Origin of the sequence: Nocardioides imazamoxiresistens (genome assembly GCF_032378595.1) — a bacterium.
GTDB lineage: Bacteria > Actinomycetota > Actinomycetes > Propionibacteriales > Nocardioidaceae > Nocardioides > Nocardioides imazamoxiresistens.
The window spans coordinates 186037-211004 of the sequence record NZ_JAVYII010000005.1; the positions used below are offsets into that span (position 1 = coordinate 186037).

Below are 24968 nucleotides of genomic sequence, written 5' to 3' on the forward strand. Positions count from 1 at the left end.
CGCGGTCGACGATTCCCCTGTGGCAGAAGCGTCCGCGGAGCGACAGGCGATCCTGACACACCGGCCCCGCCCCGAGCGAATCGGGACGGGGCCGGCCGTCAGGTCACCCGCGCAGGTCAGCGGGGGTGCGGTGGTGCTCAGTCGAAGGCGTACGCCGCGCCGTGCTGGGTGTCGATGCCGGCGAGCTCGTCCTCCTCCTTGGCCCGGAAGCCGATCGTCTTCTCGATCGCCAGGCCGACCAGGTAGGCGACGACGAAGGCGTAGCCGATCATGAAGACCGACGAGGAGAACTGCGCCCACAGCTGGGCGAAGCCGCCGCCGAAGACGAGACCGGTGCCGTCGAACTCGGCGAAGAAGCCGAGGTAGATGCAGCCGATGAAGCCACCGACCAGGTGGATGCCCACCACGTCGAGCGCGTCGTCGTAGCCGAACTTGTACTTGAGGTCGATCGCGACGGAGCACACGGCGCCGGCGATCACGCCGAGCAGGAGCGCCCAGACCGGCGAGATGTGCGCGCAGGCCGGGGTGATGGCGACGAGGCCCGCGACGATGCCGGAGGCGGCACCGGCCGCCGTGGCCTTGCCCTCGCGGAAGTGCTCCACCACGAGCCAGCCGAACATGGCCGCGGCCGGGGTGATCAGCGTGTTGAGGAAGATCAGGCTCGTCTGGCCCTCGTCCGCGCCGTAGACACCGGTGTTGAAGCCGAACCAGCCGAACCACAGGATCGCGGCACCCAGCAGGACGAACGGCACGTTGTGCGGGACCGCCTCCTCCTTGGTGAAGCCGGTCTTGCGCTTGCCGAGCACCAGGGCGAGGGCGAGGGCCGCCGCACCGGAGGCCTGGTGGACGATCGTGCCACCGGCCCAGTCGAGCGCGCCGGTGCCGTTGAGGAAGAAGTCACCGTTGAGGATCCAGCCGGCCCAGACCCAGGCCTGGCCCGGGAAGTAGACCAGCGTGGCCCAGATGCCCGCGAAGAGGATCCAGGGGAAGAAGCGCGCGCGGTCCGCGATCGCGCCGGAGATCAGGGCGACCGTGATGATCGCGAACGACGCGCCGAACGCGATCGTGCCCAGCGTGCTGTCCTCGGCCTTGACGGCCTCGGTGAGCCCGAAGTCCTGGAACGGGTTGCCGAAGAACTGGCTGATCCCGCTGTCACCGATCGCGCCGATGCCGGTGGCGCCGTAGAGCACCCACAGGATCGTCACGATCATCATCGAGCCGAAGCTCAGCATCATCATCGACACGACGGACTTGGACTTCACCAGGCCGCCGTAGAAGAAAGCAAGGCCCGGCGTCATGAAGATGACGAGCGCCGCGCACAGCAGGAGCCATGCCAGATCGAGAGTCATACCAACCTCTTTGCTTGTCTCGGAGCGAGCGGCGACCCGTGCCTCGTTGCTGGCCGCGCTTCGTCCGGAATCGTGGCGACGCCGTGTTGCGCCCCGAGGGCCCTCCTGTTTCGAGCACGTAACGGAGTTCCCGGATTTGTGTCGGGCGGCGTCACACGGCCGTCGCCGGCCCCTCAGGAGATCCTCAGACGGCGCTCAGCGGACCGGCTTCTCCAGCCGCAGCGCACCGGGCTCGGCCGGGCCGACGACCCGGTAGCCGGCCTTGCGGTACATCCGCAGGTTGCCCTCGCTGCCCGCGCCCGTGACGAGCCGGTACGCCCGCACCTCACCGCTCGCGACGTGCGGGGCCGCGAGCTCCTCCCCCAGCCCGAGCAGCCGTCGCCCGATCCCCCGGCCCTGCAGGTCCGGCGCCACCATCAGGCGCCCGACGTCCCAGGCGCCGTCGTCGAGGCGCCCGCGCACGGACGCCACGAGGCGCCCGCCGGAGCGCGCGACCAGGGTCGTCCACGCCCCGAGGCCGGCGAGCACGTCGTCCAGGTCCTCGTGGAGGGCCGGGATCTCGACGCCGGGGTTGGCCTGGGCCTCCGCCACCCAGCACGCACGGCTCAGGGTCCACAGCTCACCCGCGTCGCCCGCGGTGGCCGTGGCGACGTCGTACTCCCCCAGCGCCGCGAGCTGCGAGACCGGCAGCAGGTCGGGCCGACGCCGCGCGGTGCGCTCGAGCGCGCGCTCGCGGCGCCACCTCTCGATCGCGCCGTGGTCGCCGCCCCGCAGCACGTCGGGAACGTCCAACCCGCGCCACGTCGGCGGCTTGGTGTAGACGGGGTACTCCAGCAGGCCGTCCTCGTGCGACTCCTCCACCAGCGACGACGGGTTGCCCATGAAGCCGGGCAGCAGGCGTACGACCGCCTCCACGACGGCCAGCGCGGCGACCTCGCCCCCGTTGAGGACGTAGTCGCCGATCGAGACCTCCCGCACCCGTGCGCCACCCGCCGCCGCGTGCTCCACGACGCGCGCGTCGATGCCCTCGTAGCGCCCGCAGGCGATCACGAGCCGCTCCTCGCCGGCGAGCTCCCGCGCCGTGGACTGGCGGAAGACCTCGCCCGACGGCGTCGGCACGAGCAGCACCGCGCCCTCCAGCCCGATCTCGTCGAACGCCTCGCCCCACGGCTCCGGCTTCATCACCATGCCGGCCCCGCCGCCGTAGGGCGTGTCGTCGACGGTGCGGTGCCGGTCGTGGGTCCAGGTGCGCAGGTCGTGCACCCGCAGGTCGAGCAGCCCGCTGCGCTGGGCCCGGCCGGGCAGGGACAGGTCGAGCGCGCGCAGGTAGTCGGGGAAGATCGAGAGGACGTCGATGCGCAAGGCTCAGGCCTCGCCCGGGGCCTGCTCGTCGGCGGCCTGCTCGGCCTGCTCGTCGGCGAACGGAGCGACCAGGCCCGGTCGGTCGGCGACCACGACGTGCCCGGCGTCGAGGTCGACCTCCGGCACGAGCGCGGCCACGAACGGCACGAGCGCGTCGCGCCCGTCCGGCGTCCGCACGCCCAGCAGGTCCTGCGCCGCGCCGTGCAGCACCTGACGGACCTCACCGATCCTGGTCCCCTCGAGGTCGAGGACCGCGAGGCCGACGAGCTGGTGGTCGTAGTACTCGTCCGCGTCGGCCGGGGTGGCGTCGGACGGCAGCGTGACCCGCAGCAGGGTGTCGCGCAGCGCCTCCGCGCCGTCGCGGTCGCCGACGCCCTCGAAGGTCACGAGCAGCACGCCCTGGTGCCAGCGGCTGCTGGCGACCTCGAGCTCGTCGCGTACGCCCCTGCTGCCGCGCGGCGCCTCCGTGCGCAGGCGGGACCCGGGCGCGAAGCGCAGCTCGGGCTCGTCGGTGCGGACGTCGATGGTGACGTCGCCGCGCAGTCCGTGGGGCTTGCCGATGCGTCCGACGAGGACTTCCGTGCTGGTGCTCACGGCCGCGAAGCCTACCGCCGCGCCGGCCCCAGGAACGCCGACGGGCACCGCCCCCGGTGGGGAGCGGTGCCCGTCGTGCGTCGCCGGACGGCGACCGGGGCCTCAGCGGCGCCGGTCGACGTCCACGAAGTCGATCCGCGCGCCGTCGCGACCGGCGAGAGCGCCGATCACCGTGCGGAACGCGGTCGCAGTGCGGCCGTTGCGACCGATCACCTTGCCGAGGTCGTCCGGGTGCACGCGCACCTCGAGGACGGAGCCACGACGCAGGTCGCGGTCACGGACCACGACGTCGTCCGGGTGGGCCACGACCCCCCGGACCAGGTGCTCGAGCGCATCGGCCAGCATCGCGCTCACGCCTCGTCGGACCCGGCGGTCTCGGCCTCGGCCGGAGCCTCGGTCTTCTCGGCGGGGGCCTCGGCGGGCGCCTCGGCGTCGGCAGCCGGAGCAGCCTCGGCCTTCTTGGACTTCTTCGTCACGGCCTCACCCTTGGGCTCGCTCTGAGCCTCCTTGAGCGCGGCGTTGAAGATCTCGAGCTTGTCGGCCTTGGGCGCGGCGACCTTCAGCGTGCCCTCGGTGCCCGGCAGGCCCTTGAACTTCTGCCAGTCGCCGGTGACCTTGAGGATCGCCTCGACGGCGTCCGACGGCTGCGCGCCGACGCCGAGCCAGTACTGCGCACGGTCGGAGGTGACCTCGATGTACGAGGGCTCCTCCTTCGGGCGGTACAGGCCGATCTCCTCGATGACCTGGCCGTCGCGCTTCTTGCGGGAGTCGACGACGACGATGCGGTACTGCGGCACCCGGATCTTGCCCAGGCGCTTCAAACGGATCTTGACGGCCACGGTGGGTGGTGTCTCCTCGAAGTATTGCGGGTGGTCGAGGTGCGGACGCCGGAGTGGGGCACCGGGCACGACCTCGGATGGGCGGGCGACGACCGGATGAGAGGGTCCGCTCGTCGTACGACTCGACCGGCCATTGTGCCAGAGCACTCACGGCCGGAGGAAATCCGTCAGACCTCCTCCGAGGTCTCGGCCAGGATGCGCAGCCGCAGCTCGCGCCGCTCGCGCTGCACGTCGGGGTCGGGGAAGGGGATCGCGGCCAGCAGACGCTGGGTGTACGCCTCCTTCGGCGCCCGCAGCACCTCCTCGCGCGGGCCCTGCTCCACGATCCGTCCGTGGTGCATCACGGCGATCCGGTCGCACATCAGGTCGACGACGCCGAGGTCGTGGCTGATGAACAGGCAGGCGAAGCCGAACTCCGACTGCAGGTTCTTCAGCAGCGCCAGGACCTTGCTCTGCACCGACACGTCCAGGGCCGAGGTCGGCTCGTCGGCGACCAGGAGCTCCGGTCGCAGCGCCAGCGCGCGGGCGATGCCGACGCGCTGCTTCTGACCGCCGGAGAGCTCGTGGGGGTAGCGGTTCGCGTACTCCCGCGGCAGCTCGACCGAGTCCAGCAGCGCCTGCACCCGGTGCTGCAGCTCCTTGCCGCGCGCCTCGCCGGCCAGCAGCAGCGGCTCGCCGATGCTCTCGCCGATCGGCAGCCGCGGGTTCAGCGACGACGCCGGGTCCTGGAAGACGATCCCGACGCGGCGGTAGACCTGGCGCCGCTCCGCCCGCGACAGCTGCAGGAGGTCGGTGCCGACCACGCTGAGGCGCCCCGAGTGCACGGGCAGCAGCCCGATCGCGGCCCGTCCGATGGTCGACTTGCCCGACCCGGACTCGCCCACGAGGCCGAGCACCTCGCCGCTGCGGATCACCAGATTGGCGTCCTCGACCGCCCGGAACGCCGGCACCCGGCCGCGCTTGGGGTACTCGATGACGACGTCGGACAGCTCCAGGACGACCTCGCGCTGCTCGGCCTCCCGCTCCGCCCGCTCGTGGGCGAGCTTCGCGAGACGCTCCGCCTCGGCCGCCTGCGCCGCGAGCTCGGGGTCGAGGTCGGTCTGCGCCGAGGCCGCCAGCGACGCGGTCAGGTCGATCGTCTCGTCGCTCGCGCCGCCCGTGCCCAGCTTCGGCACGGCCTCCAGCAGCTCGCGGGTGTAGGGGTGGCGCGGCGAGGCGAACACGTCGTGCGTCGTGCCGCGCTCGACGATCTCGCCCTTGCGCATCACGATCATGTTGTCGGCCAGGTCGGCCACCACGCCCATGTCGTGGGTGATCAGCAGCGTCGCCGTGCCCAGCCGGCTCTGCAGCGAGCGCAGCAGCTCCAGCACCTCGGCCTGGACCGTCACGTCGAGCGCCGTCGTCGGCTCGTCGGCGATCAGGAGCTCGGGGTCGCACGAGATGGACTGGGCGATCATGCAGCGCTGCCGCTGGCCGCCCGAGAGCTGGTGCGGGAACGAGCGGTACGCCTTCAGCGGGTCCGGCATCTCCACCAGGTCGAGCAGCTCCAGCGAGCGGGCCTCGGCCTCCTTCGGGGACATGCCGAAGTGCAGCCGCAGGGTCTCGACCAGCTGGAACCCGATCGTGTACACGGGGTTCAGCGCCGTCATCGGCTCCTGGAAGATCGCCGCGATCCGCTTGCCGCGGACCTTGCGCAGCGACTCGGTCGAGCGGCCGACGAGCTCCTCGCCGCTGAGGCGGGCGCTGCCGCGGGTGCGGGAGTTGCGGGGCAGCAGCCCGAGCAGCGCCATCGAGCTCGCGCTCTTGCCGGAGCCGGACTCGCCGACGATGCCGAGCACCTCGCCCTTGTGGACCGTGTAGTCCAGCTTCTTCGCCGCCGGCACCCAGAAGCCGTCGACGGCGAAGTCGACGCTGAGGCCCGACACCTCGAGCACGGGCGTGCGGTCCGCGAGGGCCGCGCCCTGCTTGCCGAGGTCGACCGACTTGTCGTCCGTGGTCACATCTCCACCTTTCCGCTCGTGGAGGCAGCGGAGGTCCGTCCGCGTCGCCCTGCCACGATGGCCTCATGAGCTCGGAGGTCTACACGTCGCGGTTCAACCGACGCACCGCCGTCGCGCTGTGGGTGGTCGAGGCGCTCCTCGCGCTCGACCTGGCACGCACGGGCGACCTGCTGCCCGCGCTGCCGGGTTTCGTCCTGGCCGCCTACCTGCTGTGGCTGGTGCTGTGGCGCCCGCACGTCGTCGTGGACGCCGAGGGCACGCAGCTGCACAACGTCCTGCGCACCGTCGTGGTGCCGTGGGAGGCGCTCATCCACGTGGAGACGAAGTACGCCCTCACGCTGCGCACCGCGCGCGCCGCCCACTCCGCGTGGGCCGCACCCGCCCCGGCCCGGCCCTCGTCCGTGCGCCGGCAGCGCGAGGTGCGCAAGCCGCGTCCCGGCGAGGCGGGCGTGCGACCCGGCGACCTGCGCGGCACGAGCTCGGGCGACGCCGCCCACCTCGTGCGCGAGCGCTGGGAGCACCTGCTGGCCACGGGCGGCATCGAGGCCGGACGGGCCGAGGAGGTCCACGAGCAGGTCCGCTGGCACGTCCCGGAGCTCGCCGTCGCCGGTGTGCTCCTGGCCGCGACCGTGGTCCTGCCCGGGCTCCTCTGACCTCACGACCGGCCCTCCCCCGGGCCGCCGGTGCCACGGCCGTCCGCAGCACCCGAGGCGTCCGTCGACTTCGTGTCGAGGTCGACGGCCGCGACCGGCGCGTCGCGGTCGACCGTCTTGCGGGCGTTGAACCGCGTCTGGCGCGGGTCGAACGCGTCGCGCAGGCCGTCGCCGATGAAGTTGATCGACAGCGCGATGAGGATGATGAACAGGCCTGGCCACCAGAACAGGTAGGGCCGGTTCTTGAACGCCGCCGAGTTCTCGCTGATGAGGTAGCCGAGCGAGACGTCCGGCGGCTTCACGCCCAGGTTCAGGAACGAGAGCGCCGCCTCGAGCAGGATCGCCGACGCCATCACGAGCGTCGAGGTCACGATGACCACGCCGATCGCGTTCGGAAAGATGTGCTTGAAGATGATCCGTGCGTCGCTCGCCCCGGCGACCCGGGCCGCGTCGACGAACTCCCGCTCGCGCAGGCTGAGGAACTCGGCGCGCACGAGGCGGGCCAGACCGGTCCACAGGACCAGGCCGAGGAAGATCGACAGGATCACCACGCCGTTCGCGCCGAAGCCGCGACCGATGACCGCGCCGAGCACGAGGACGGGCACGACGATGACGAGGTCCGTCATGCGCATCAGGATCGCGTCGACCCAGCCGCGGTAGTAGCCGGCGAGGGCGCCGACGACGCTGCCGAGGACGGTGGCGATGGCGCCCATGATGAACACCGCGAGGAACGAGTTCTGGATCCCTCGCATCACCATCGCGAAGTAGTCCTTGCCCGTGCGGTGCTGACCGAACGGGTGGTCGCCCAGCGAGAAGGGCCAGAGCTCGAGGGTGGGCCGTCCGCCGCCGTTCTGCAGCGGCGGCGCCTCGGCGTACCCCCACTTCCACCAGCCCGGGATCGGGCCGACGCCGAGCGACGTGATGCCGAGCAGAGCCACGAGACCCAGCACGACGATCGAGACGAGCGCGAGCTTGTTCGCCATGAACCGCCGACGGATCAGCTGGCCCTGGCTCTTGCCCTGCTCCTGCTTGGTCTCCGGCACGTCGTGGCCGCCCTCGGGCGGCGGCGTGACCGTGACGTCGGGGTTCATGCTCAATGCGATCGCACCCTCGGGTCGAGAACGGCGTAGGACATGTCGGCGATGAAGTTGAACAGGATCGCGAAGGCCGCGACCACCAGGAAGAACGCCATCACCGGGTTGGGGTCGTCACGCAGCAGGGAGTCGGTGAACAGCGCACCCATGCCGGGGATGCTGAAGACCTTCTCCGTGATCACCGCGCCGCCCAGCAGCGCGCCGATGTCGGTGGCGACGATCGTCGCCAGCGGGATCAGCGAGTTGCGGAACGCGTGGCGCACCACGACGACCCGCTCGGGCAGGCCCTTGGCCCGTGCCGTGCGGATGTAGTCCTGGCCGAGGACGTCGATCATCCCGGCCCGGGTGTAGCGGCTGTAGGTCGCGATCGAGACCAGCACGAGCGCGAAGGTCGGCAGCAGGAGCGAGACGCCCAGGTCGAGACCCTCGACCCAGAAGCTGCCGTCGAGCAGCGGCGTGGAGGAACCGACGGTCGGCACCGGGCCGGAGCGCGCCTGCACGGGCGTGTAGTTGAGGTACGGCGCCCAGGCCTGCATGAACCGGTCGAGCAGGATCACCGCGCCGATGAGGAAGGCGATGATCGCACCGAGACGCATCTGCATGCCGCGGTCGTAGCCGCCGGCCAGCCAGCCGACCGCCATGCCGACCGCGATCGCCGCCACGGCCAGACCCAGGATCAGACCGATCGACGGCGCGTTGTTGAACGGGATCTGGACCAGGGGGTAGCTGACGACACCCAGGACGGCGGTGACGCCCGCGGTGATCTGCGCGCCGCGGTGCTTCGTGCCGGCGAGGACGACCATCGTCAGGCCGCCGATGACGGCCGCCATCAGGACGACGCCGACGTAGCCGAAGCCCGGGTCGAGGAACCACTGGGTCGTGACCAGCAGGGCGAGCAGCCCGGTCGCGACGGCGCCGGCGCCGGCGAACACGATCAGCCGTCGTCGCCGGTCCCCGGCGAGAGCGCTCTGCATGATCGTGCCGAAGACGACGAAGACGAGGACGTAGGCCCACCAGGGCAGGGACGGATCCTCGAAGAAGGCGTTGACGGGCAGGGCGACGAACTCCTTCATCAGCACCGCGACCCAGAAGGACGGGAGCGAGAAGAAGAGGAAGGCGGTGAAGGTCACGCCGTAGTCGAAGCCCGAGTTCTGGCGCAGCGCCGAGACGATGCCGACGGTGATGCCGACGACCCAGGCGGCGACGGTGGAGACGGTCACCAGGCGCAGGGTCGAGCCGAGCGCGCCGGCCAGCAGGCTGTTCACCGACTGGCCCGAGCGGTTGAGGCCGAGGTCGCACTCGAGGGGGCCGATCGGGGCCACGCAGCTCGCGGCGCCCCGCAGCCAGTCGAAGTAGCGCACGATCCAGGGCGAGTTGAGGTCGAGCCGCGCGATGCGGTCGGCCATCTGGATGTCGCGCGTGGCCGACCGGCTCTCGCGCAGGTCGCGCAGGGGGTCGAGCGTGAACGCCATCATCATGTAGACGAGGAACGAGGCGCCCAACAGGATGAGCACCGAGGCGAGAAGTCGCCTGAAAACGAATGCAGCCACGCTGCGGTCCTTCCTTGGCGGGCCCGGTCCGGGATCCTCCGGACCTGCGGGCGGATTTCGGGGGGCGCCGGAACTGCTGCTCCGACGCCCCCCGATCACGCTGTGTCGCCGACCGGCGTCAGCCGGTCACGACGTGGCGTGGGATCAGCTGAGCTCCCACTCCCAGAAGTTCCACACCGCACCGGTCTGGCCCGGGTAGTACGCCGGACCGGTGACGCGCTCGCCGTAGGCCAGCACGCCCGGGCTGGCGAAGAGCGGCAGGCCGTAGAAGTCGGCCCACAGGGTCGAGTCGATCTCGGTCTGCAGCGCGATCTGCTCGTCACGGTCGAGCGTCACGATGAGCTCGTCCATGAGCGCGTCGGCCTCGGGGTTCGAGTACCCGTTGTAGTTGCCGCCGCCGCCGGTGCCGAAGATCTGCGGCACGCCGGCCACGCCGACGCCCGAGGAGATCCAGCCGAAGATCGACGCGTCGTAGTCGCCGCCCGGCAGGAGCGAGCTCCAGTCCGGCGAGCCCAGGTCCTCGATCACGAAGCCGGCCTCGGCCGCGTTCTGCTGCAGCAGCGTGAACGCGTCCACGCGGTTCGGGTTCTCCGTGTTGTAGAGGACCCGCACGGTCGGGGTGCGACCGGCGAGGAGCTCCTGCGCGCCCGCGATGTCGGGCTCGGCGTACGCGTCGGAGCCGTTGGAGCCGGCGGCCTCGTCGTAGCCCTCCTGGCCCGGGAAGAAGATCTGCGAGTCCAGGATCGCCGCCTCGGGGTTGAGGGGGGTGACGATCGAGTCGAGGATCTGCTGGCGCGGGACGATCTTCATGAACGCCTCACGCACGGTCGGGTCCGCGAAGACCTCGGAGCCGAAGTTGAGGTCGAGGTGGTCGTACGAGAACTGGTCGCCCTGCTCGACGGTCGCGGTCTCGATCGACTCGAGGGTGTCGAGCGTGTCGGCCGACGGCTGCGGCGAGATGATGTCGACCTCGCCGTTGCGCAGCGCGGTGACCTGGGCGTTCGCGTCGCCGATGAAGCGGACCACGACGGAGTCGTAGGAGACCTCGCGGTCGCCGCCGTAGTTCTCGTTCTTGACCAGCGTCATCGACTCGCCGGCGTCCCAGCTGTCCACGATGAAGGGGCCCGAGGACAGGAAGAGGCTCTCGTCGTCCGGCAGGCTCGTCACGTCGAAGCCGGTGTTCCAGAAGTCGGCGACGGCCTTGATGGTCGGGTTCGCCTCGGCCGGGGCGTCGGCGTTGCCGCGCGGGGTGCTCTGGAAGGCCTCCAGCATCTCCTCGCTGGTCGTGCCCGCGCCCTCCGCGACGACGTGCGCCGGCAGGTCGATGCCCAGGTCGACGAGCTCGTAGTCCGCGTACGGCTCGGTGTAGGTCAGGGTGACGGACCGGCCGTCCTCGCCGACCTCGGGGAGCTCGGTGAGGCCCAGGCCGGCGGTGTCGCCCGCGTAGGTGAAGTACGACGTGCCGCCGGAGACCTCGCCCGTGGCCGGGTCGATGGTGGCGTCGTCGTAGTAGCCGGACTGCACGGCCCAGGCCAGCATGAGGTCGTCGGCGTCGACGGGCTCGCCGTCGGACCACTCGATGCCCTCGTTGACCGTGTAGGTGACCGTCAGCGGGTCCTCGGACTCGACCTCGACCGTGCCGAACCCCTCGTCCGGGACGATGTTCAGCTCGTCGTCGACGTAGATGAAGCTGCTGCGCGTCAGGTACGCGATCTTGCTGTTGGTGTCGAGGTTGCCCGCCGCCGAGTTGTTGTTGAACGAGGTGAACTCGTTCACCTCCGCGATGCGGACGGCGCCGCCGCCGCCGCCCTGCTCCTCGTCGCCGCTGCCACCGTCGCTGGAGCACGCGGTCAGTGCCGTCGCGCCCAGGCCGACCGCTGCTGCGGCCACGCCCCACTTCTTGACTCCCACGGGTCCTCCACTCTCTCCGTCACTGGCGCCGTCCCCACACACCTCGGGTGGGACCGAGCGGCACCGCGCGGCAAGTTATCCGCAAGGCGAGCGCCACGGACAGACCCGGAGCGCGACTAGACCAGCATCGTTACGCAAGCGAGACTTCTGCCCGAGCGCGAGGTGGACGGAAGGGTCACGCGCGTCACGGTCCGGCGCCGGAACATCTTCAGCCGTTGCGCGCAGAGCCGGAACCAGCGACGATGCGCCCCCGCAGCACGACGGCCAGGGGTCGCATCAGCGTCGACAGGTCGACGAGCGGGTCGCTCTCGGTGACCAGGAAGTCGGCGGTCGTGCCCTCGGCCAGCGAGCCTTCCCAGCCGAGCCACTCCCGGGCCCTCCAGGACGCCGCGCCGAGGGCGTCGGCGACCGGCAGGCCCAGGGCGGCCAACGCGACGACCTCGCCGACGAGGTTGCCGTGGCGCGACATCCCCCCGCCGTCCGAGCCCGCGTACATCGGCACCCCGGCCTCGAACGCACCCATCAGGGTGTCGCGGCGGCGCACGTGCAGGTCGGTCATGGTGGCCGCGTACGCCGGGAAGCGCGCCGCGCCGGCGCTCGCGTGCTCGGGGAACTTGTCGAGCTGCATCACGGTCGGGACCAGCGAGGTGCCGGCGGCCGCCATCTGCTCGACGAGGTCCGGCGTCAGGCCCGTCCCGTGCTCGATGCAGTCGATCCCCGCGTCCAGCAGCCCCGCGAGGACGTCGTGGCCGAAGCAGTGCGCCGTCACCCGAGCGCCCTCCTCGTGCGCCGCGGCGATCGCGGCGGCGAAGGCCTCGGGCGGGAAGGACGGCGTCAGGTCGCCGGAGGCGCGGTCGATCCAGTCGCCGACCAGCTTGACCCAGCCGTCACCGCGCCGCGCCTCCGTGCGTACCTGCTCGACGAGGCCCTCGGGCTCGACCTCGTGGGCGTACCCGCGGATGTAGCGGCGCGTGCGCGCCACGTGCCGGCCGGCGCGGACGAGGCGCGGCAGGTCCTCGCGCTCGTGCATCCACGAGGTGTCCAGCGCGGAGCCGCAGTCGCGGATCAGCAGGGCCCCGCCGTCGCGGTCGGCGAGTGCCTGGGCCTCGGCCTCGGCGTCCGTCGTGGCCCCGTGGTCGTCCAGGCCGAGGTGGCAGTGGGCGTCGACGAGGCCCGGGACGATCCAGCCGTCCACGGCGCCGTCCGCGCCCGCCTGGCGCTCGTAGGTGACGTGGCCGTCGACGACGTACACCTCCCGCGGCTCTCCGTCGGGCAGGACCGGACCCCGGAAGCGCAGCGCCGTCATGCGCCTCAACCTAGCCGGTCGAGGAGCCAGCTCGGCCCCACGGCCAGTGCCCCGACCCCGGCCGCACGTGCCTGCAGGGCGCGGTCCGCGCTCACCACCGTCGTGCGGGCGCCGGCCGCCACGGCCTCGCGCGCCTGGTCGACGATGGTGCGGTCGCCGTCGCGGGGCGCGTGCACGGTGCGGACGTGGACGTCGCGGCCGGCGCGTACGCCCGCCTTCGCCCCGCCCTCCAGGACCAGCACGACGACCTCGGCGTCGAGGTCGGCGACCAGCAGCTCCTCGTGCAGCCGACGCGCGGCGCCCGCGCGGTCGCGCCACCAGCCGTCGGCCCGGGCGCCGACGACGTTCGCGCCGTCGACGACGAGCACCGACGCGGGCGCGCGAGCCACCGGGCGCGGCCTACTTGAGGAACTTGGAGAAGTCCGACGGCAGGTCGAGCGCCGCGGCGGCCTTCTCGTAGTCCATGCCCTCGTCGCCCGCCGGGGCGCCGAACGGGTTGCCGGTGTCGGCCTTCTCCTTCGCCGCCTGGCGCTGCTGCGCCGCCTTGGCGGGGTTGCCGGAGACGCGCTTGCCCTTCGCCTTCTTGGGCTGCGGCTTGGCCTTGCCCCGCTTGCCGCCGCCGAGGCCGGGCATCCCGGGCATCCCCGGCATGCCGGGCATGCCGCCGCCCTTGGCCATCTGCTGCATCATCTTGCGGGCCTCGAAGAAGCGGTCCACCAGCGTGTTGACGTCGGAGACCTGGCGGCCCGAGCCCTTGGCGATGCGGGCGCGGCGCGAGCCGTCGATGAGCTTCGGGTTCGCCCGCTCGGCCGGCGTCATCGACTGGATGATGGCCTGGATCCGGTCGATCTCGCGCTCGTCGAAGTTGTCGAGCTGGTCGCGGAACTGCGCCATGCCCGGCAGCATCCCCATGATCTTGGAGAGCGAGCCGAGCTTGCGGACCTGCTGCATCTGCTCGAGGAAGTCGTCGAGCGTGAAGTCGCCGCCCTGGCCCTGCAGCTTCTGCGCCGCCTTCATCGCCTGCTCGGCGTCGAAGGTGCGCTCGGCCTGCTCGATCAGGGTGAGCACGTCGCCCATGTCGAGGATGCGCGAGGCCATCCGGTCGGGGTGGAACAGGTCGAAGTCGGTCAGCTTCTCGCCGTTGGAGGCGAACATGACCGGCTTGCCCGTGATGGAGGCGATCGAGAGGGCTGCACCACCGCGGGCGTCACCGTCGAGCTTGGTGAGGACCACCCCGTCGTAGCCGACGCCGTCGAGGAACGCCTGCGCCGTGGTGACCGCGTCCTGACCGATCATCGCGTCGACGACGAAGAGGACCTCGTCGGGGCGCACGGCGTCGCGGATGTCGGCGGCCTGCTGCATCAGCTCGGCGTCGACGCCCAGGCGACCCGCGGTGTCGACGATGACGACGTCGTGCAGGCGCCGCTTCGCCTCCTCGATCGAGGCCTGCGCCACGGCCACCGGGTTGCCGACCCCGTTGCCGGGCTCCGGGGCGTACACCGGCACACCGACGCGCTCGCCGTTGACCTGGAGCTGGTTGACGGCGTTCGGACGCTGCAGGTCGCACGCGACGAGCAGGGGCGTCTTGCCCTGGTCCTTGAGCCACAGCGCGAGCTTGGCGGCCAGCGTCGTCTTGCCGGCGCCCTGGAGGCCCGCGAGCATGATGACGGTCGGGCCGTTCTTCGCGTAGCGCAGCCGGCGCGTCTCGCCGCCGAGGATCGTGACGAGCTCCTCGTTGACGATCTTGACGATCTGCTGCGCCGGGTTCAGCGCGCCGGAGACCTCCTCGCCGCGCGCGCGCTCCTTGACCGCACCGACGAACTGCTTGACGACGGGCAGGGCGACGTCGGCCTCGAGCAGCGCGATGCGGATCTCGCGGGCGGTGGCGTCGATGTCGGCCTCGGAGAGCCTGCCCTTGCCGCGCAGGTTCTTGAAGGTGGCCGAGAGCCGGTCGGAGAGAGTGGCGAACAACGGATGTGGTCCTCGCGGTCGTGATTCGGGCGTCGGTCCAGCCTAGCCCGCCCCGCGCGGAACTCAGGTCTCGACGGTCCCGGCCAGCACCTCGCGGACGTGGTGGGCCGCCTGCGCCGCCCTCGCCTCCGAGAGCGCACCGGCCGACTCCTCCTGCACGTAGAACACGTCGACGGCCTGCGGCCCGAGCGTCGAGATGTGGGCCGAGCGCACCGACACGTCGAGCTCCGCCAGGGTGCGGCAGACCATGGCCACCACCCCGGGCCGGTCGTCCGTGCGCACCTCGAGCACGGTCGCGGTGGTCGAGGCCTCGGGTCGCACGACCACCGACGGGGCCCGGCGCGAGCGCACCTGGCGCGCGATCCGCTCCCGCGGGTCGAGGCGGCCCTCGACGATCGCGGCGACCTGCTGGCGCAGCACGGCGGCGTCGATCCCGCTCGCCGCGGTCTCCCACACCGACACGGCGTAGGAGTCCTGCAACCAGGCCCGTGCTCCGCGCACCGCGACCTTCTGCACCGCCAGGGCCGCCGCCACGTCGGCGAGCACGCCCTTGCGGTCGAGGGCGACCGCGGTGACGCGCGAGCCGTCGGCCACCTCGCTGACCTCGATCTCCACGACGCCCTCGCGCACGTCGGCGGGGAGGGGCACCTCGCTGTCGGGTACGCGCGGGGCGCTGGCTCCGCTCGCCCGGGCCAGGAGGGTCGCCAGCGTGCGTCGGGCCAGGTGGCGCACGAGGCCGGCCCGCCACGTCGACCACGCCTTCGCCGACGCGGCCCGGGCGTCCGCCTCGGTCAGGGCGACCAGCAGCGAGAGGGTCTCCGGGCTCGTGATCCGCTCGGCCACCGCCTCGACGGTGGCGGGGTCGTCGGGGTCCCGCGTCGTCGCGGTCTCCGAGAGCAGCAGGTGCCAGCGCACGAGGTCGCCCACCAGGTCGACCTCGTCGGGGGCGAACCCGATCCGGGTCGCGACCTCGCGGGCGATCGGCTCCCCCGCGACGCTGTGCTCGGTCAGCCCGCCCTTGCCGATGTCGTGCAGCAGCGCCGCGACCATCAGCACGTCCGGGCGGGCGACGTTGCGGATCAGGGCTCCGGCCTCGATGCACGTCTCCACGACGTGGCGGTCGACCGTGAACCGGTGGATGGCCGAGGCGTGCGGCAGGTTGCGGATCCGGGCCCACTCCGGCAGGAGACGCGCGACGACGCCCGTCTCCTCCAACGTGCTCCACACGTCGAGCAGGCCGCGGCCGGAGGCCAGCAGGCGTACCAGCGCCTGGCGCGCCTCCTCGGGCCACGGGACGGGCAGGTCCGCCGACTCCCTCGCCAGGCGCGCCGCCGTCGCGGGCGCGAGCAGCACGTCGCGCTCGGCGGCCTCGGCCGCGGCGCGCAGGACCAGCACCGGGTCGTGGGCCGGCCGCGCGGACGCCTCGAGGACGATCTCGCCGGCGGCGAGCGCGACCCCGGGCGCCACCCTCTCCAGCGCCGGGCGTCGGGGACGGGTGGGCACGCGCTCCTGGGCCAGCACCGCGTCCACCCGGCGCCACGTCGTGCGGGAGATGTGGTCGATGCGCCGTCCCAGGTCGCGCACGTGCACCTGGGCGGCCACCGCGTCGGCCGCGCCGGTGCGCTGCGCGAGACCGTCCCAGGCCTCGGGGGCGACGCGGTCCGTGGCCCGGCCCGCGAGGTCGTGCACGTGGTCGCGGACGTCGAGCAGTGCCCGACGCGCCAGGTCGAGGTCGGTGTGCGCGACGTCGACCAGCCACGTCGCGACGAGCGCCTTCAGCACGACGGCGTCGCGCAGCCCTCCCTCGGACTCCTTCAGGTCGGGCACCGAGAGGTGGGCCAGCTCGCCGACGAGCTCGTGGCGGGCGCGGGTGAGGCGCCGCAGCTCGGGCAGCCGCTCCCGCGCCGTGCGCCGCCACTCCGCGAACACCCACGTGCGCAGGCGCAGCGTCAGGTTCGAATCACCCGCGAGGTGCCGCAGGTCGAGGAGACCGAGCGCCACCTTGAGGTCGCCGCCGGCCGCGGCCATGGTCTCCTCGGTCGAGCGGACCGCGTGGTCCAGCTTGGCCCCGGAGTCCCACAGCGGGTACCAGAGCAGCTCCGCGACCGCGGCCGGGTCCACGTCCGGGTCGTGGACCAGCAGCACGTCGAGGTCGGAGTACGGCGCGAGCTCCCGACGCCCGTAGCCCCCCACCGCGACGAGCGCGGTGCCGACGTCCGGCCCGCCGGCGTCCGCGTACGCCCGTGCGCACAGCGCGTCCGCCCGGTCGGTGCGGGCGGCGCGCTCCGCCGCGCTCAGATCGCCGAGGAGTCGCGGTCGCCGGTGCGCACGCGCACCACGGTGTCGATCCCGGAGACCCACACCTTGCCGTCGCCGATGCGCCCGGTCTGCGCGGTCTTGACGATGATCCCGACGATGTCGTCGGCGTCCTCGTCGTCCACGACGATCTCGATGCGGATCTTGGGCACCAGCGCGATGTCGTACTCCGCGCCGCGGTAGACCTCCGTGTGGCCCTTCTGGCGGCCGTAGCCGCTGACCTCGCTGACCGTCATGCCGGTCACGCCGAAGGTCTCGAGCGCCTCGCGGACGTCCTCCCACTTGTGCGGCTTGATGACTGCGGTGACGAGCTTCATCTTCCCACTCCCTCCGGCCCCTTCGGGTTCGTGCGCCTCACCCAACGCGGCCGAGGTTTCGGCCCCGCCGTCGTCGTGTTTCAGACGTGTAACAGCGTCCCAGGCCGAGGTAACTTCCGTGCTCAGCCGAGCAGGGCGTCCACGAACGCGCCGGCGTCGAAGGGCGCCAGGTCGTCGGGGCCCTCCCCCAGACCGACGAGCTTGACCGGCACGCCGAGCTCACGCTGGACCGCCACCACGATGCCGCCCTTGGCCGACCCGTCGAGCTTGGTGAGCACGATGCCGGTGACGTCGACGACCTCGCTGAAGACGCGCGCCTGGACCATGCCGTTCTGACCGGTGGTCGCGTCGAGCACGAGGAGCACCTCGGTGACGGGCGCCTGCTTCTCGATCACGCGCTTGACCTTGCCCAGCTCGTCCATCAGGCCGGCCTTGTTCTGCAGGCGACCGGCGGTGTCGACCAGGACCGTGTCGACGTCCTCGGCCACGCCCTGCTTCACGGCCTCGAACGCGACGCTGGCCGGGTCGGAGCCCTCCGGCCCCCGCACGACCGGCACGCCGACCCGCTCGCCCCAGGTCGCCAGCTGCTCGACCGCGGCGGCGCGGAACGTGTCCGCCGCGCCCAGCACGACCGAGCGGTCCTGGGCCACGAGGATCCGGGAGATCTTGCCAACGGTCGTGGTCTTGCCGGCGCCGTTCACGCCGACCACGAGCACGACGCCCGGAGCGCCGTCGGCGCCGCTGACCTTGAGCGTGCGGTCCATCGTCGGGTCGACGAGCTTGACCAGCTCCTCGCGCAGCGCGGCGCGGACGTCGACGGAGTCGCCCTCGACGCGCAGGCGGGTGCGCAGGCCGTCGACGAGCTCCTGGGTGGGCGCGACACCGATGTCGGCGGTCAGCAGCGTGTCCTCGATGTCCTCCCACGCGTCGTCGTCGAGACGGTCGCGCGACAGGATCGCGAGCAGTCCGCGGCCCAGCCCGCCCTGGGAGCGCGAGAGCCGCTGGCGCAGCCGCACCAGGCGCGACGCCGTGCCCTCGGGCTTCTCGACGACGGGCGTCGGCACCGCCGTCGGCGCCTCCGGCTCCAGCGGCTCGACGACCGCGTGCGTGGGGTCCTCGGGCGCCTCGACCGGGCGCGGTGGCGCCAGCGTGTCGGAGCCCGGCGTGTCGGGGGCCTGCGAGTCCGGCGCCTCGACCGGCGGCACGGGCCGGCGCCGGCCGACCGTGACGAGTCCGACGATGACGACGACGGCCAGCACGGCCACGCCGATGACGAGGTACAACCACTCACCCATGGGCGCCATCCAACCACCCGGGCCCCACGGGTCCGAACGCGACCGAGGTCCGACGCGGCCCGGCGGGACGGGTCACCGGAGCACCCATCCGGTTCGGCGTCCGGGACCGCTGGCTCGGACGCCGGCGGACCTCGCCGGCGCGGTGGGCATCTCACGTCGGCGTCTGTACGCCTCCACGCCCGGCATCGAGGCGCTAGCGATCGACGTGCTGCGCGACGGCCACCAGCGCTGGGTCGTGGCCGCCCGCGACGCGACGGCGGAGGACCCGGCCGCGGTGAGGGATCCGCTGGCCCGGCTGGTGGCCCGGTCGACCGACGGTCTCCCGACGACGAGCGCGGTGCCCCGCCTGCTGGTCGAGCTGCGCGGGCGGGTGGGCGAGCCGGAGCGGGTGCACGCGCAGGTGTGCGCGGAGCGGAGGCGGATCGTGACCGACACCTGGCCGGACGCACCGGACCACCTGCTGATGCTCGCGGAGCAGCCGGTGATCACGGGAGCCGGTGATCACGCGAGCTGGTGGTCACCGGCGCAGGTGCACGTCCTCGTCCTCGCGGATGACCGGCAGGGTCGGCAGCGCGTTGCGGACCCGCTGCGCGAGGGGGTGGTCGGCGGCCTCCCGCGACGAGCTCGCGACGACGGCCACGACGCCGCCCGCGACGAGGAGGATGACGAAGAGGGACACGGCGATGACGAGCACGGGGAAGGCCTTCCGAGAACGGTCCAGCAGCGAATGACGACAGCGTCGTTCACAGGGTGACAGGCGCCACCAACAACCGCCAAAGGCTCAGTCGCGGCGCAGCGGCTCCACGGCGGCGCGGATCTCCGGGGGCACCGGCACGCTGGTGCGTCCGTCGGGTCCGCCGGTGTTGTCGACGTAGACGTGGACGAACCGGCCCTCCGCCGCGGCCTCCTCGTCGGGCCCTCCGTCCGGGCCCTGGAACAGGCCGATCCGGTACGTCACGGACGACGTGCCGAGCCGCTCCACCACCAGGCCGGTGTCGATGGGCGCGGGGAACCCGAGCTGACGGAAGTAGCGGCAGGACGTCTCCGCGACGACGCCGATCTGCGGGAGCGCCCGGACGTCGAGGCCGGTGGCCTCGTAGAGGTGGGCGTTCACGGCCGTGTCGAACAGCTCGTAGTAGGTCGCGTTGTTGAGGTGGCCGTACGCGTCGTCGTCGCGCCAGCGGGTGGTCACGCGGCGCCAGGCCACGAAGTCGGACCGGGTGGGGCGGGCGGGACGGGTCATGCGGAGGCCTCCTCGCGCAGTCGCTGGCTGATCACGGCCGACACGCCGTCGCCGCGCATGGTCACGCCGTAGAGCGCGTCGCCGACCTCCATCGTCCGCTTCTGGTGGGTGATCACGAGCAGCTGGGAGCTCTCGCGCAGCTCCTCGTAGATCTCCAGCAGCCGCCCCAGGTTGGTGTCGTCGAGGGCCGCCTCGACCTCGTCGAGGATGTAGAACGGCGACGGGCGGGCCTTGAACAGCGCCACCAGGAACGCCACCGCGACGAGCGAGCGCTCGCCGCCCGAGAGCAGCGAGAGCCGCTTGACCTTCTTGCCGGGCGGGCGGGCCTCGACCTCGACGCCCGTGGTGAGCATGTCGCTCGGGTCGGTCAGGAGCAGGCGCCCCTCGCCGCCCGGGAAGAGCCGGGCGAAGACGTGATCGAAGGCCTGGCGCACGTCCTCCCACGCCTCGGTGAACACCTGCTCCACCCGGGCGTCGACCTCGCGCACGATGTCCAGGAGGTCCTTGCGGGTCTTGCGGAGGTCCTCGAGCTGCTCGGTGAGGAACTGGTGACGCTCCTCCATCGCGGCGAACTCCTCCAGCGCCAGCGGGTTGACCCGGCCGAGCTGGGAGAGGGCACGCTCCGCGGAGCGCAGCCGCTTCTCCTGCTCGGCGCGGACGTACGGCGTCGTGGCCGGCTCGGGGTGCGCGTCGCCGTCCCCGCCCCCGTCGGCGTCGACCGCGTCGCCCTCGGCCCCGGCGGGCGCGTCGACCGGCACCGGCACGTGGGGCCCGTACTCCGCCACCAGCACGTCCGCGTCCGTGCCCAGCTCGTCGACGGCGCGCTGCTCCAGCTGCTCGACCCGCATCCGCTGCTGCGCGCGCGCCATCTCGTCGCGGTGCACGCCCTCGGTGAGCTCGTCGTGCTCCTTCGCGAGGTCCCGCGCCCGCGCCCGGACGGCCACGAGGTGCTCCTCGCGCCCCCGACGGGCCTCCTCGATGCGGCCCCGGACGACGGCCGCCTCCGCCACCGACAGCTCGAGCCGCGCCAGGGTGACGTCGGCGCCGGCGAGGACGGCCCGTGCGGCGGCCGCCTGGCGGCGTACCCGCTCCCTGCGCTCCGCCGCCCGCGCCCGCGCCTCCCGCTCCTGGCGGGCCTGGCGCAGCAGGGCGTCGGCGCGGCCGTGGATCGCGCGAGCCCGCTCCTCGGCGGTGCGCAGGGCGAGCCGGGCGTCCATCTCGCCCTGCCGAGCCTCCCGGGCCGCGGCGGCGCGCTCCTCCCGCTCGGTCGTGTCGGGCTCCTCGTCGGGCGCCGACTCCGCCTCGGCGAGGCGGCGCTCGAGGTCGGCGAGACCGGCCACGCCCTCCTCGCGGGCCTTCTCGGCCGCGGCGATCGCCTTCTCCAGCCGGTCAGCCTCGCCCCGGGCGGCCCGCGCCTGGGACCCGTGCTGCGCCAGCTCCTCGGCCACCGCCGCGAGCGCGGCGTCGGACTCGTGCAGGCGCGCGAGCGCCGCGTCGACCCGCTGCCGGGCGCCGGTGAGCTCGCCCTCGGCCTGCGCGAGGTCGGCGGCCAGCCGCTCGACCTCCCGGTCGGCCGCGCCGAGCTGGTCGGTCGCCTCGTCCACCGCCGCCTGGACCTCCAGCAGGCTCGGCTGGGCCTGCGACCCGCCGCGCGCCCAGTGCGTGCCCAGCACGTCGCCCTCCTGGGTCACCGCGACGAGCTCCGGGTGGTCGTCCAGGAGGTCGCGGGCGGCCGCCAGGTCGTCGACGACGACGTGGCGCTCCAGGAGGTGCGCGAGGGCCGGCCGAGCGGCCGGCGGCGCCTCGACGACGTCGATGACGTAGGTGGCGCCCGGGGGCAGCGGCGCGCGTCCGGCCCCGGCCGCGGGGTCCGCCGGGGCGCCCGGGCCGCCCGCGACCACCAGTCCCGCGCGGCCGGCGTCGTCGGCCTTGAGCAGCTCGATGGCCGCGGACGCGGAGCCGACGCCCTCCACGACGACCGCGTCGGCGGCTGCGCCCAGGGCGGCGGCGACGGCCGTCTCGTGGCCCGCCCGCACGGTCAGCACCGCGGCCGTCGACCCGGTGATGCCGTCGAGCCGGTCGCCCGCGGCGAGCAGCGCGCCGGCGGCGTCCTTGCGCGCGAGCCCGAGCTCGAGCGCCTCCTTGCGGGCCGCGAGGGCCGCACGCTGCTGGCCGGCTCCCTGCTGCGCCGCGCGCAGCTCCGCGATCCGCTCCTCGACGCCACCGAGCAGGTCGCTGGCGGTCTCGTGCTCCGCGTCGAGCCCCTCCTCACCCTCGTCGAGACCCGCGACCGTGCCCTCGAGCGCCGCCAGGTCCTGCTCGGCTCGCTCGGCCCGGGCGAGGGCGTCGGCGCGGGCGAGCGTGAGCCGACCGACCTCGTCCTCGGCCGCCGTGGCCCGCGAGCGCACCACGTTGACCTGGCCGTGCAGCCGGGCGAGGCCCTCACGGCGGTCCGCCGCGGCCCGCTGCAGGGTGGCGATGCGTCGCTCCTCGGCGGCCGCGGCCTCCTCCGCCTCACCGCGACGCTCCACGGCCTGCTGGAGCGCGGCGGACTTCGCGGCGACTTCGGCAGCGATCCGCTCCTCGTTCTCGCGCACCTTCGCGGCCTCGGTCTCGAGCTGCTCGGGGTCGCGGCCGGAGGTCGGCGCGGGCTCCGCGTCGGCGGCCGTACGCACGCGCTCCGCGGCCAGCGACCGCGTGCCCTGGATCCGGTCGCGCAGGCCCGCGAGCCCGAACCAGGTCTCCTGCGCGGCCGCCAGCGCCGGCAGGTCCTCGCGCAGCGCCGCCTCGACCTGACCCTCCTCGGCGCGCGCGCTCTCGAGAGCGGCTGCGACCTCCTTGCGCCGCTCGACCAGCACGGACTCGTCGGCCAGCTCCTGCGCCAGGGCGTCGCGGGCGGTGACCAGGTCGTCGGCGAGGAGGCGGGCGCGGGCGTCGCGCACGTCGGCCTGCACGGTCCTGGCCCGCCGGGCCACCTCGGCCTGCCGGCCCAGCGGCTTGAGCTGGCGCCGGATCTCGGTGAGCAGGTCGCCCAGGCGCGTCAGGTTGCCCTCGGTCGCGTCCAGCTTCCGCAGCGCCTTCTCCTTGCGCTTGCGGTGCTTGAGGACCCCGGCCGCCTCCTCGATGAAGCCCCGCCGGTCCTCCGGCGTCGCGTGCAGGATCGAGTCGAGCTGGCCCTGGCCCACGATGACGTGCATCTCGCGGCCGATGCCGGAGTCGCTGAGGAGTTCCTGCACGTCGAGCAGGCGGCAGGCGGTGCCGTTGATCGCGTACTCCGACCCGCCGTTGCGGAACATCGTGCGACTGATGGTGACCTCGGCGTACTCGATCGGCAGGGCGCCGTCGGCGTTGTCGATGGTCAGGGCCACCTCCGCGCGGCCCAGCGGCGGGCGGCCGGAGGTGCCCGCGAAGATGACGTCCTCCATCTTGCCGCCGCGCAGGCTCTTGGCGCCCTGCTCCCCCATCACCCACGCGAGCGCGTCCACGACGTTGGACTTGCCGGACCCGTTGGGCCCGACGATGCAGGTGATGCCGGGCTCGAGCAGGAGGGTCGTCGACGAGGCGAAGGACTTGAACCCCTTGAGGGTCAGGCTCTTCAGGTACACCGGCACGCTCCTCGTCGGAAGATGGTGCGGGTCAGGCTAGTCCTCGTCGTTGTCGGCGTGGGCGATCCGGGGAAGCCAGGACCAGATCAGCGCGAGGATCAGCGCCGAGCCGACGCAGCTGACCGCGAGGGTGAGGCGTACCCCGCCCAGCTGGGCCAGCGCTCCGCCCGCGAGCGCGCCGACGACGATGCCGCCGCGCACGCCGAGCAGGTAGACGCTGGTCACCCGGCCCTGCATCCGGTGGGGCACGGCGCGCTGGCGCACGGCGGTCGAGGTGGTCCCCCACACCGACGCCTGGAAGCCGAACAGCACGAGCAGCGCCCCGGCGACCGCCGGGATCGTCGTGATCGCGAGGAGCCCGTGCAGGAGGGTCTCGTAGAGCAGCCCGAGCCGCATCATCGACCCGAGGGCGAAGCGGCGCTCGAGCCGGCCGTACACCGAGGCCCCGACGACACCGCCCACCGCGGCGCAGGCGGTGAGCAGGCCGAAGCCGATCTCGCCGAGCCCCAGCTGCTGCGTCGCGTAGAGCACGAGGATGCTCCAGGTGGCGCCGAACGTCAGGTTGAACATGAGGATGGCCAGCGCCAGCGTGCGCACCGGAGGGTTCCCGGCCAGCCAGCGCACGCCCTCGACGACCTCGCGCACCAGCGAGGTGGACCCCGGCTCGCGCGGCGCCCGGGGCGGCAACCGCAACCGTCCCAGCTGCACAACGACGAGGGCGAGGAAGACGGCCTGCGTGACGACGGGCCAGTACGCACCCGCGGCGAACAGCGCCGCGCCCAGCGGCGGGCCGCCCAGCTGGTTGATGGTCATCACCCCGACCATCACGCGGGCGTTGGCGATGCCGAGGTCCCGCTTGGCGACGAGCATCGGCAGCAGGGTCGAGGCGGTGGTGTCCGTGAAGCACTCCGCGATCCCGAGCGCGAGCAGGCTGAGCAGCACCCAGGCGACGGAGACGCAGCCGGTGGTGATGGCGGTCGCCAGCACGACGAGCACGGCCACCCGCACGACGTTGGTGACCATCAGCAGGAGCCGGCGGTCGACCCGGTCGGCGATCGCCCCGGCGTACAGGCCGAAGGCGACCCAGCCGGCGTGCTGCGTCGCGGCGCCGAGGGCGATCAGGAAGGGGTCGCGCGTCAGCGACGCGACGAGGAGGGGGCCGGCGGCCAGCATGACGCCGTCGGCGAGGTTCGCGGTCCAGAAGGCGCCGAGCAGCCGGCGGAAGTCCGGGCCGAGGCGCGCAGGGGCGAGGAGCTCCGAGATGCTGCGCATGGGGGCACCCGCGCCGCAGGGGGTGCGGGCGTGCGGGCGATCAGGCTCAGGCGGGCTGCAGCTCGCTCGCGGCGTCCTCGAGGTCGAGGAGCACGGCGGCGTGCGCGGCGGCCAGCCTGTCGTTCTCGGCCTGGAGACGCAGCACGAGCGCCTCGAGGTCGCTGACACGCGCGCGGAGGCGGGCGTTGTCGACCGCCAGCCCCGAGGGAACCCGCAGGTCGCTGTTCAGGTAGCCGATCAGCGCCTTGGCCATGGACGTTCCTCCGGAGAAAAGTGCGTGGTGGGTGGGGT

Annotated in this window: 21 protein-coding genes; 2 read left to right on the forward strand and 19 right to left on the reverse strand. The window is 73.1% G+C overall.

The window, feature by feature from the left end; translation table 11 throughout:
• Nucleotides 1-137: 137 nt before the first annotated feature.
• The 6 genes from RDV89_RS12420 to RDV89_RS12445 all read right to left on the reverse strand — a co-directional run bounded on the left by RDV89_RS12420 (nt 138) and on the right by RDV89_RS12445 (nt 6144).
• On the reverse strand, nt 138-1349 hold the full coding sequence (locus RDV89_RS12420) for an ammonium transporter (protein ID WP_315733367.1): 1212 nt from the start codon (nt 1347-1349) through the stop codon (nt 138-140).
• A 195-nt stretch (nt 1350-1544) separates the two neighbouring features.
• Nucleotides 1545-2711: a tRNA (guanosine(37)-N1)-methyltransferase TrmD gene (gene trmD / locus RDV89_RS12425; RefSeq protein WP_315733368.1), complete on the reverse strand. Its 1167-nt coding sequence runs from the start codon at nt 2709-2711 to the stop codon at nt 1545-1547.
• 3 nt (nt 2712-2714) lie between these two features.
• Nucleotides 2715-3305, reverse strand: coding sequence for a ribosome maturation factor RimM (gene rimM / locus RDV89_RS12430; RefSeq protein ID WP_315733369.1), 591 nt, complete (start codon nt 3303-3305; stop codon nt 2715-2717).
• A gap of 102 nt (nt 3306-3407) precedes the next feature.
• Nucleotides 3408-3650, reverse strand: coding sequence for an RNA-binding protein (locus RDV89_RS12435; protein ID WP_315733633.1), 243 nt, complete (start codon nt 3648-3650; stop codon nt 3408-3410).
• Nucleotides 3651-3655: 5 nt separating this feature from the next.
• Nucleotides 3656-4144: a 30S ribosomal protein S16 gene (rpsP, locus tag RDV89_RS12440; RefSeq protein ID WP_315733370.1), complete on the reverse strand. Its 489-nt coding sequence runs from the start codon at nt 4142-4144 to the stop codon at nt 3656-3658.
• Nucleotides 4145-4311: 167 nt separating this feature from the next.
• The gene (locus tag RDV89_RS12445; protein WP_315733371.1) at nt 4312-6144 is read right to left on the reverse strand and encodes an ABC transporter ATP-binding protein; all 1833 of its coding nucleotides are present in this window, start codon (nt 6142-6144) and stop codon (nt 4312-4314) included.
• A 65-nt stretch (nt 6145-6209) separates the two neighbouring features.
• Between RDV89_RS12445 and RDV89_RS12450 the strand changes: the two genes are divergently transcribed.
• Nucleotides 6210-6797: a PH domain-containing protein gene (locus RDV89_RS12450; RefSeq protein WP_315733372.1), complete on the forward strand. Its 588-nt coding sequence runs from the start codon at nt 6210-6212 to the stop codon at nt 6795-6797.
• Between the two features lie 2 nt (nt 6798-6799).
• On the opposite strand, the gene RDV89_RS12455 is transcribed toward RDV89_RS12450, so the two are convergent.
• The 9 genes from RDV89_RS12455 to ftsY form a co-directional block, all read right to left on the reverse strand.
• Nucleotides 6800-7888 (reverse strand): ABC transporter permease, encoded by a 1089-nt coding sequence (locus tag RDV89_RS12455; protein WP_315733373.1) that lies wholly within the window; start codon nt 7886-7888, stop codon nt 6800-6802.
• Nucleotides 7889-7890: 2 nt separating this feature from the next.
• Nucleotides 7891-9441 (reverse strand): ABC transporter permease, encoded by a 1551-nt coding sequence (locus RDV89_RS12460; protein WP_315733374.1) that lies wholly within the window; start codon nt 9439-9441, stop codon nt 7891-7893.
• Nucleotides 9442-9585: 144 nt separating this feature from the next.
• Entirely contained in the window at nt 9586-11352 is a 1767-nt protein-coding gene (locus RDV89_RS12465) for an ABC transporter family substrate-binding protein (protein ID WP_315733375.1), read from the reverse strand.
• A gap of 208 nt (nt 11353-11560) precedes the next feature.
• Nucleotides 11561-12658 (reverse strand): amidohydrolase family protein, encoded by a 1098-nt coding sequence (locus RDV89_RS12470; RefSeq protein ID WP_315733376.1) that lies wholly within the window; start codon nt 12656-12658, stop codon nt 11561-11563.
• 5 nt (nt 12659-12663) lie between these two features.
• Nucleotides 12664-13047: a hypothetical protein gene (locus tag RDV89_RS12475; RefSeq protein WP_315733377.1), complete on the reverse strand. Its 384-nt coding sequence runs from the start codon at nt 13045-13047 to the stop codon at nt 12664-12666.
• A 10-nt stretch (nt 13048-13057) separates the two neighbouring features.
• Nucleotides 13058-14629: a signal recognition particle protein gene (gene ffh / locus RDV89_RS12480; RefSeq protein WP_315733378.1), complete on the reverse strand. Its 1572-nt coding sequence runs from the start codon at nt 14627-14629 to the stop codon at nt 13058-13060.
• Between the two features lie 63 nt (nt 14630-14692).
• Nucleotides 14693-16990 (reverse strand): [protein-PII] uridylyltransferase, encoded by a 2298-nt coding sequence (locus tag RDV89_RS12485; RefSeq protein ID WP_315733379.1) that lies wholly within the window; start codon nt 16988-16990, stop codon nt 14693-14695.
• Nucleotides 16924-17262 carry a P-II family nitrogen regulator gene (locus RDV89_RS12490; protein ID WP_315733380.1) on the reverse strand — a complete coding sequence of 113 codons (339 nt, stop codon included), beginning with the start codon at nt 17260-17262 and terminating at the stop codon, nt 16924-16926. Before RDV89_RS12490 ends, RDV89_RS12485 begins: the two co-directional genes overlap by 67 nt.
• Nucleotides 17263-17384: 122 nt before the next feature.
• A complete protein-coding gene (ftsY, locus tag RDV89_RS12495) occupies nt 17385-18557 on the reverse strand; it encodes a signal recognition particle-docking protein FtsY (RefSeq protein ID WP_315733381.1) in 1173 nt (390 codons plus the stop codon).
• A 205-nt stretch (nt 18558-18762) separates the two neighbouring features.
• Between ftsY and RDV89_RS12500 the strand changes: the two genes are divergently transcribed.
• Nucleotides 18763-19311 carry a hypothetical protein gene (locus tag RDV89_RS12500; RefSeq protein ID WP_315733382.1) on the forward strand — a complete coding sequence of 183 codons (549 nt, stop codon included), beginning with the start codon at nt 18763-18765 and terminating at the stop codon, nt 19309-19311.
• A 27-nt stretch (nt 19312-19338) separates the two neighbouring features.
• Here RDV89_RS12500 and RDV89_RS12505 read toward each other — a convergent pair whose 3' ends face one another.
• From RDV89_RS12505 to RDV89_RS12520, 4 genes are read right to left on the reverse strand one after another with little or no spacing between them, the layout of a single operon-like run.
• Complete coding sequence (locus RDV89_RS12505; protein ID WP_315733383.1) at nt 19339-19800, reverse strand: acyl-CoA thioesterase; 462 nt, start codon at nt 19798-19800, stop codon at nt 19339-19341.
• Complete coding sequence (gene smc / locus RDV89_RS12510) at nt 19797-23405, reverse strand: chromosome segregation protein SMC (RefSeq protein WP_315733384.1); 3609 nt, start codon at nt 23403-23405, stop codon at nt 19797-19799. Before smc ends, RDV89_RS12505 begins: the two co-directional genes overlap by 4 nt.
• Before the next feature lie 36 nt (nt 23406-23441).
• On the reverse strand, nt 23442-24677 hold the full coding sequence (locus RDV89_RS12515) for an MFS transporter (protein WP_315733385.1): 1236 nt from the start codon (nt 24675-24677) through the stop codon (nt 23442-23444).
• Nucleotides 24678-24723: 46 nt separating this feature from the next.
• On the reverse strand, nt 24724-24930 hold the full coding sequence (locus RDV89_RS12520) for a hypothetical protein (protein WP_315733386.1): 207 nt from the start codon (nt 24928-24930) through the stop codon (nt 24724-24726).
• Between the last annotated feature and the right edge of the window lie 38 nt (nt 24931-24968).

Coding starts and splice junctions, on each gene's coding strand:
- RDV89_RS12420 (WP_315733367.1), bottom strand. CDS start 1,349: ATGACTCTCGATCTGGCATGGCTCCTGCTGTGCGCGGCGCTCGTCATC.
- RDV89_RS12435 (WP_315733633.1), bottom strand. CDS start 3,650: ATGCTGGCCGATGCGCTCGAGCACCTGGTCCGGGGGGTCGTGGCCCAC.
- RDV89_RS12450 (WP_315733372.1), top strand. CDS start 6,210: ATGAGCTCGGAGGTCTACACGTCGCGGTTCAACCGACGCACCGCCGTC.
- RDV89_RS12455 (WP_315733373.1), bottom strand. CDS start 7,888: ATGAACCCCGACGTCACGGTCACGCCGCCGCCCGAGGGCGGCCACGAC.
- RDV89_RS12470 (WP_315733376.1), bottom strand. CDS start 12,658: ATGACGGCGCTGCGCTTCCGGGGTCCGGTCCTGCCCGACGGAGAGCCG.
- RDV89_RS12490 (WP_315733380.1), bottom strand. CDS start 17,262: ATGAAGCTCGTCACCGCAGTCATCAAGCCGCACAAGTGGGAGGACGTC.
- ftsY (WP_315733381.1), bottom strand. CDS start 18,557: ATGGGTGAGTGGTTGTACCTCGTCATCGGCGTGGCCGTGCTGGCCGTC.
- RDV89_RS12505 (WP_315733383.1), bottom strand. CDS start 19,800: ATGACCCGTCCCGCCCGCCCCACCCGGTCCGACTTCGTGGCCTGGCGC.
- RDV89_RS12515 (WP_315733385.1), bottom strand. CDS start 24,677: ATGCGCAGCATCTCGGAGCTCCTCGCCCCTGCGCGCCTCGGCCCGGAC.
- RDV89_RS12520 (WP_315733386.1), bottom strand. CDS start 24,930: ATGGCCAAGGCGCTGATCGGCTACCTGAACAGCGACCTGCGGGTTCCC.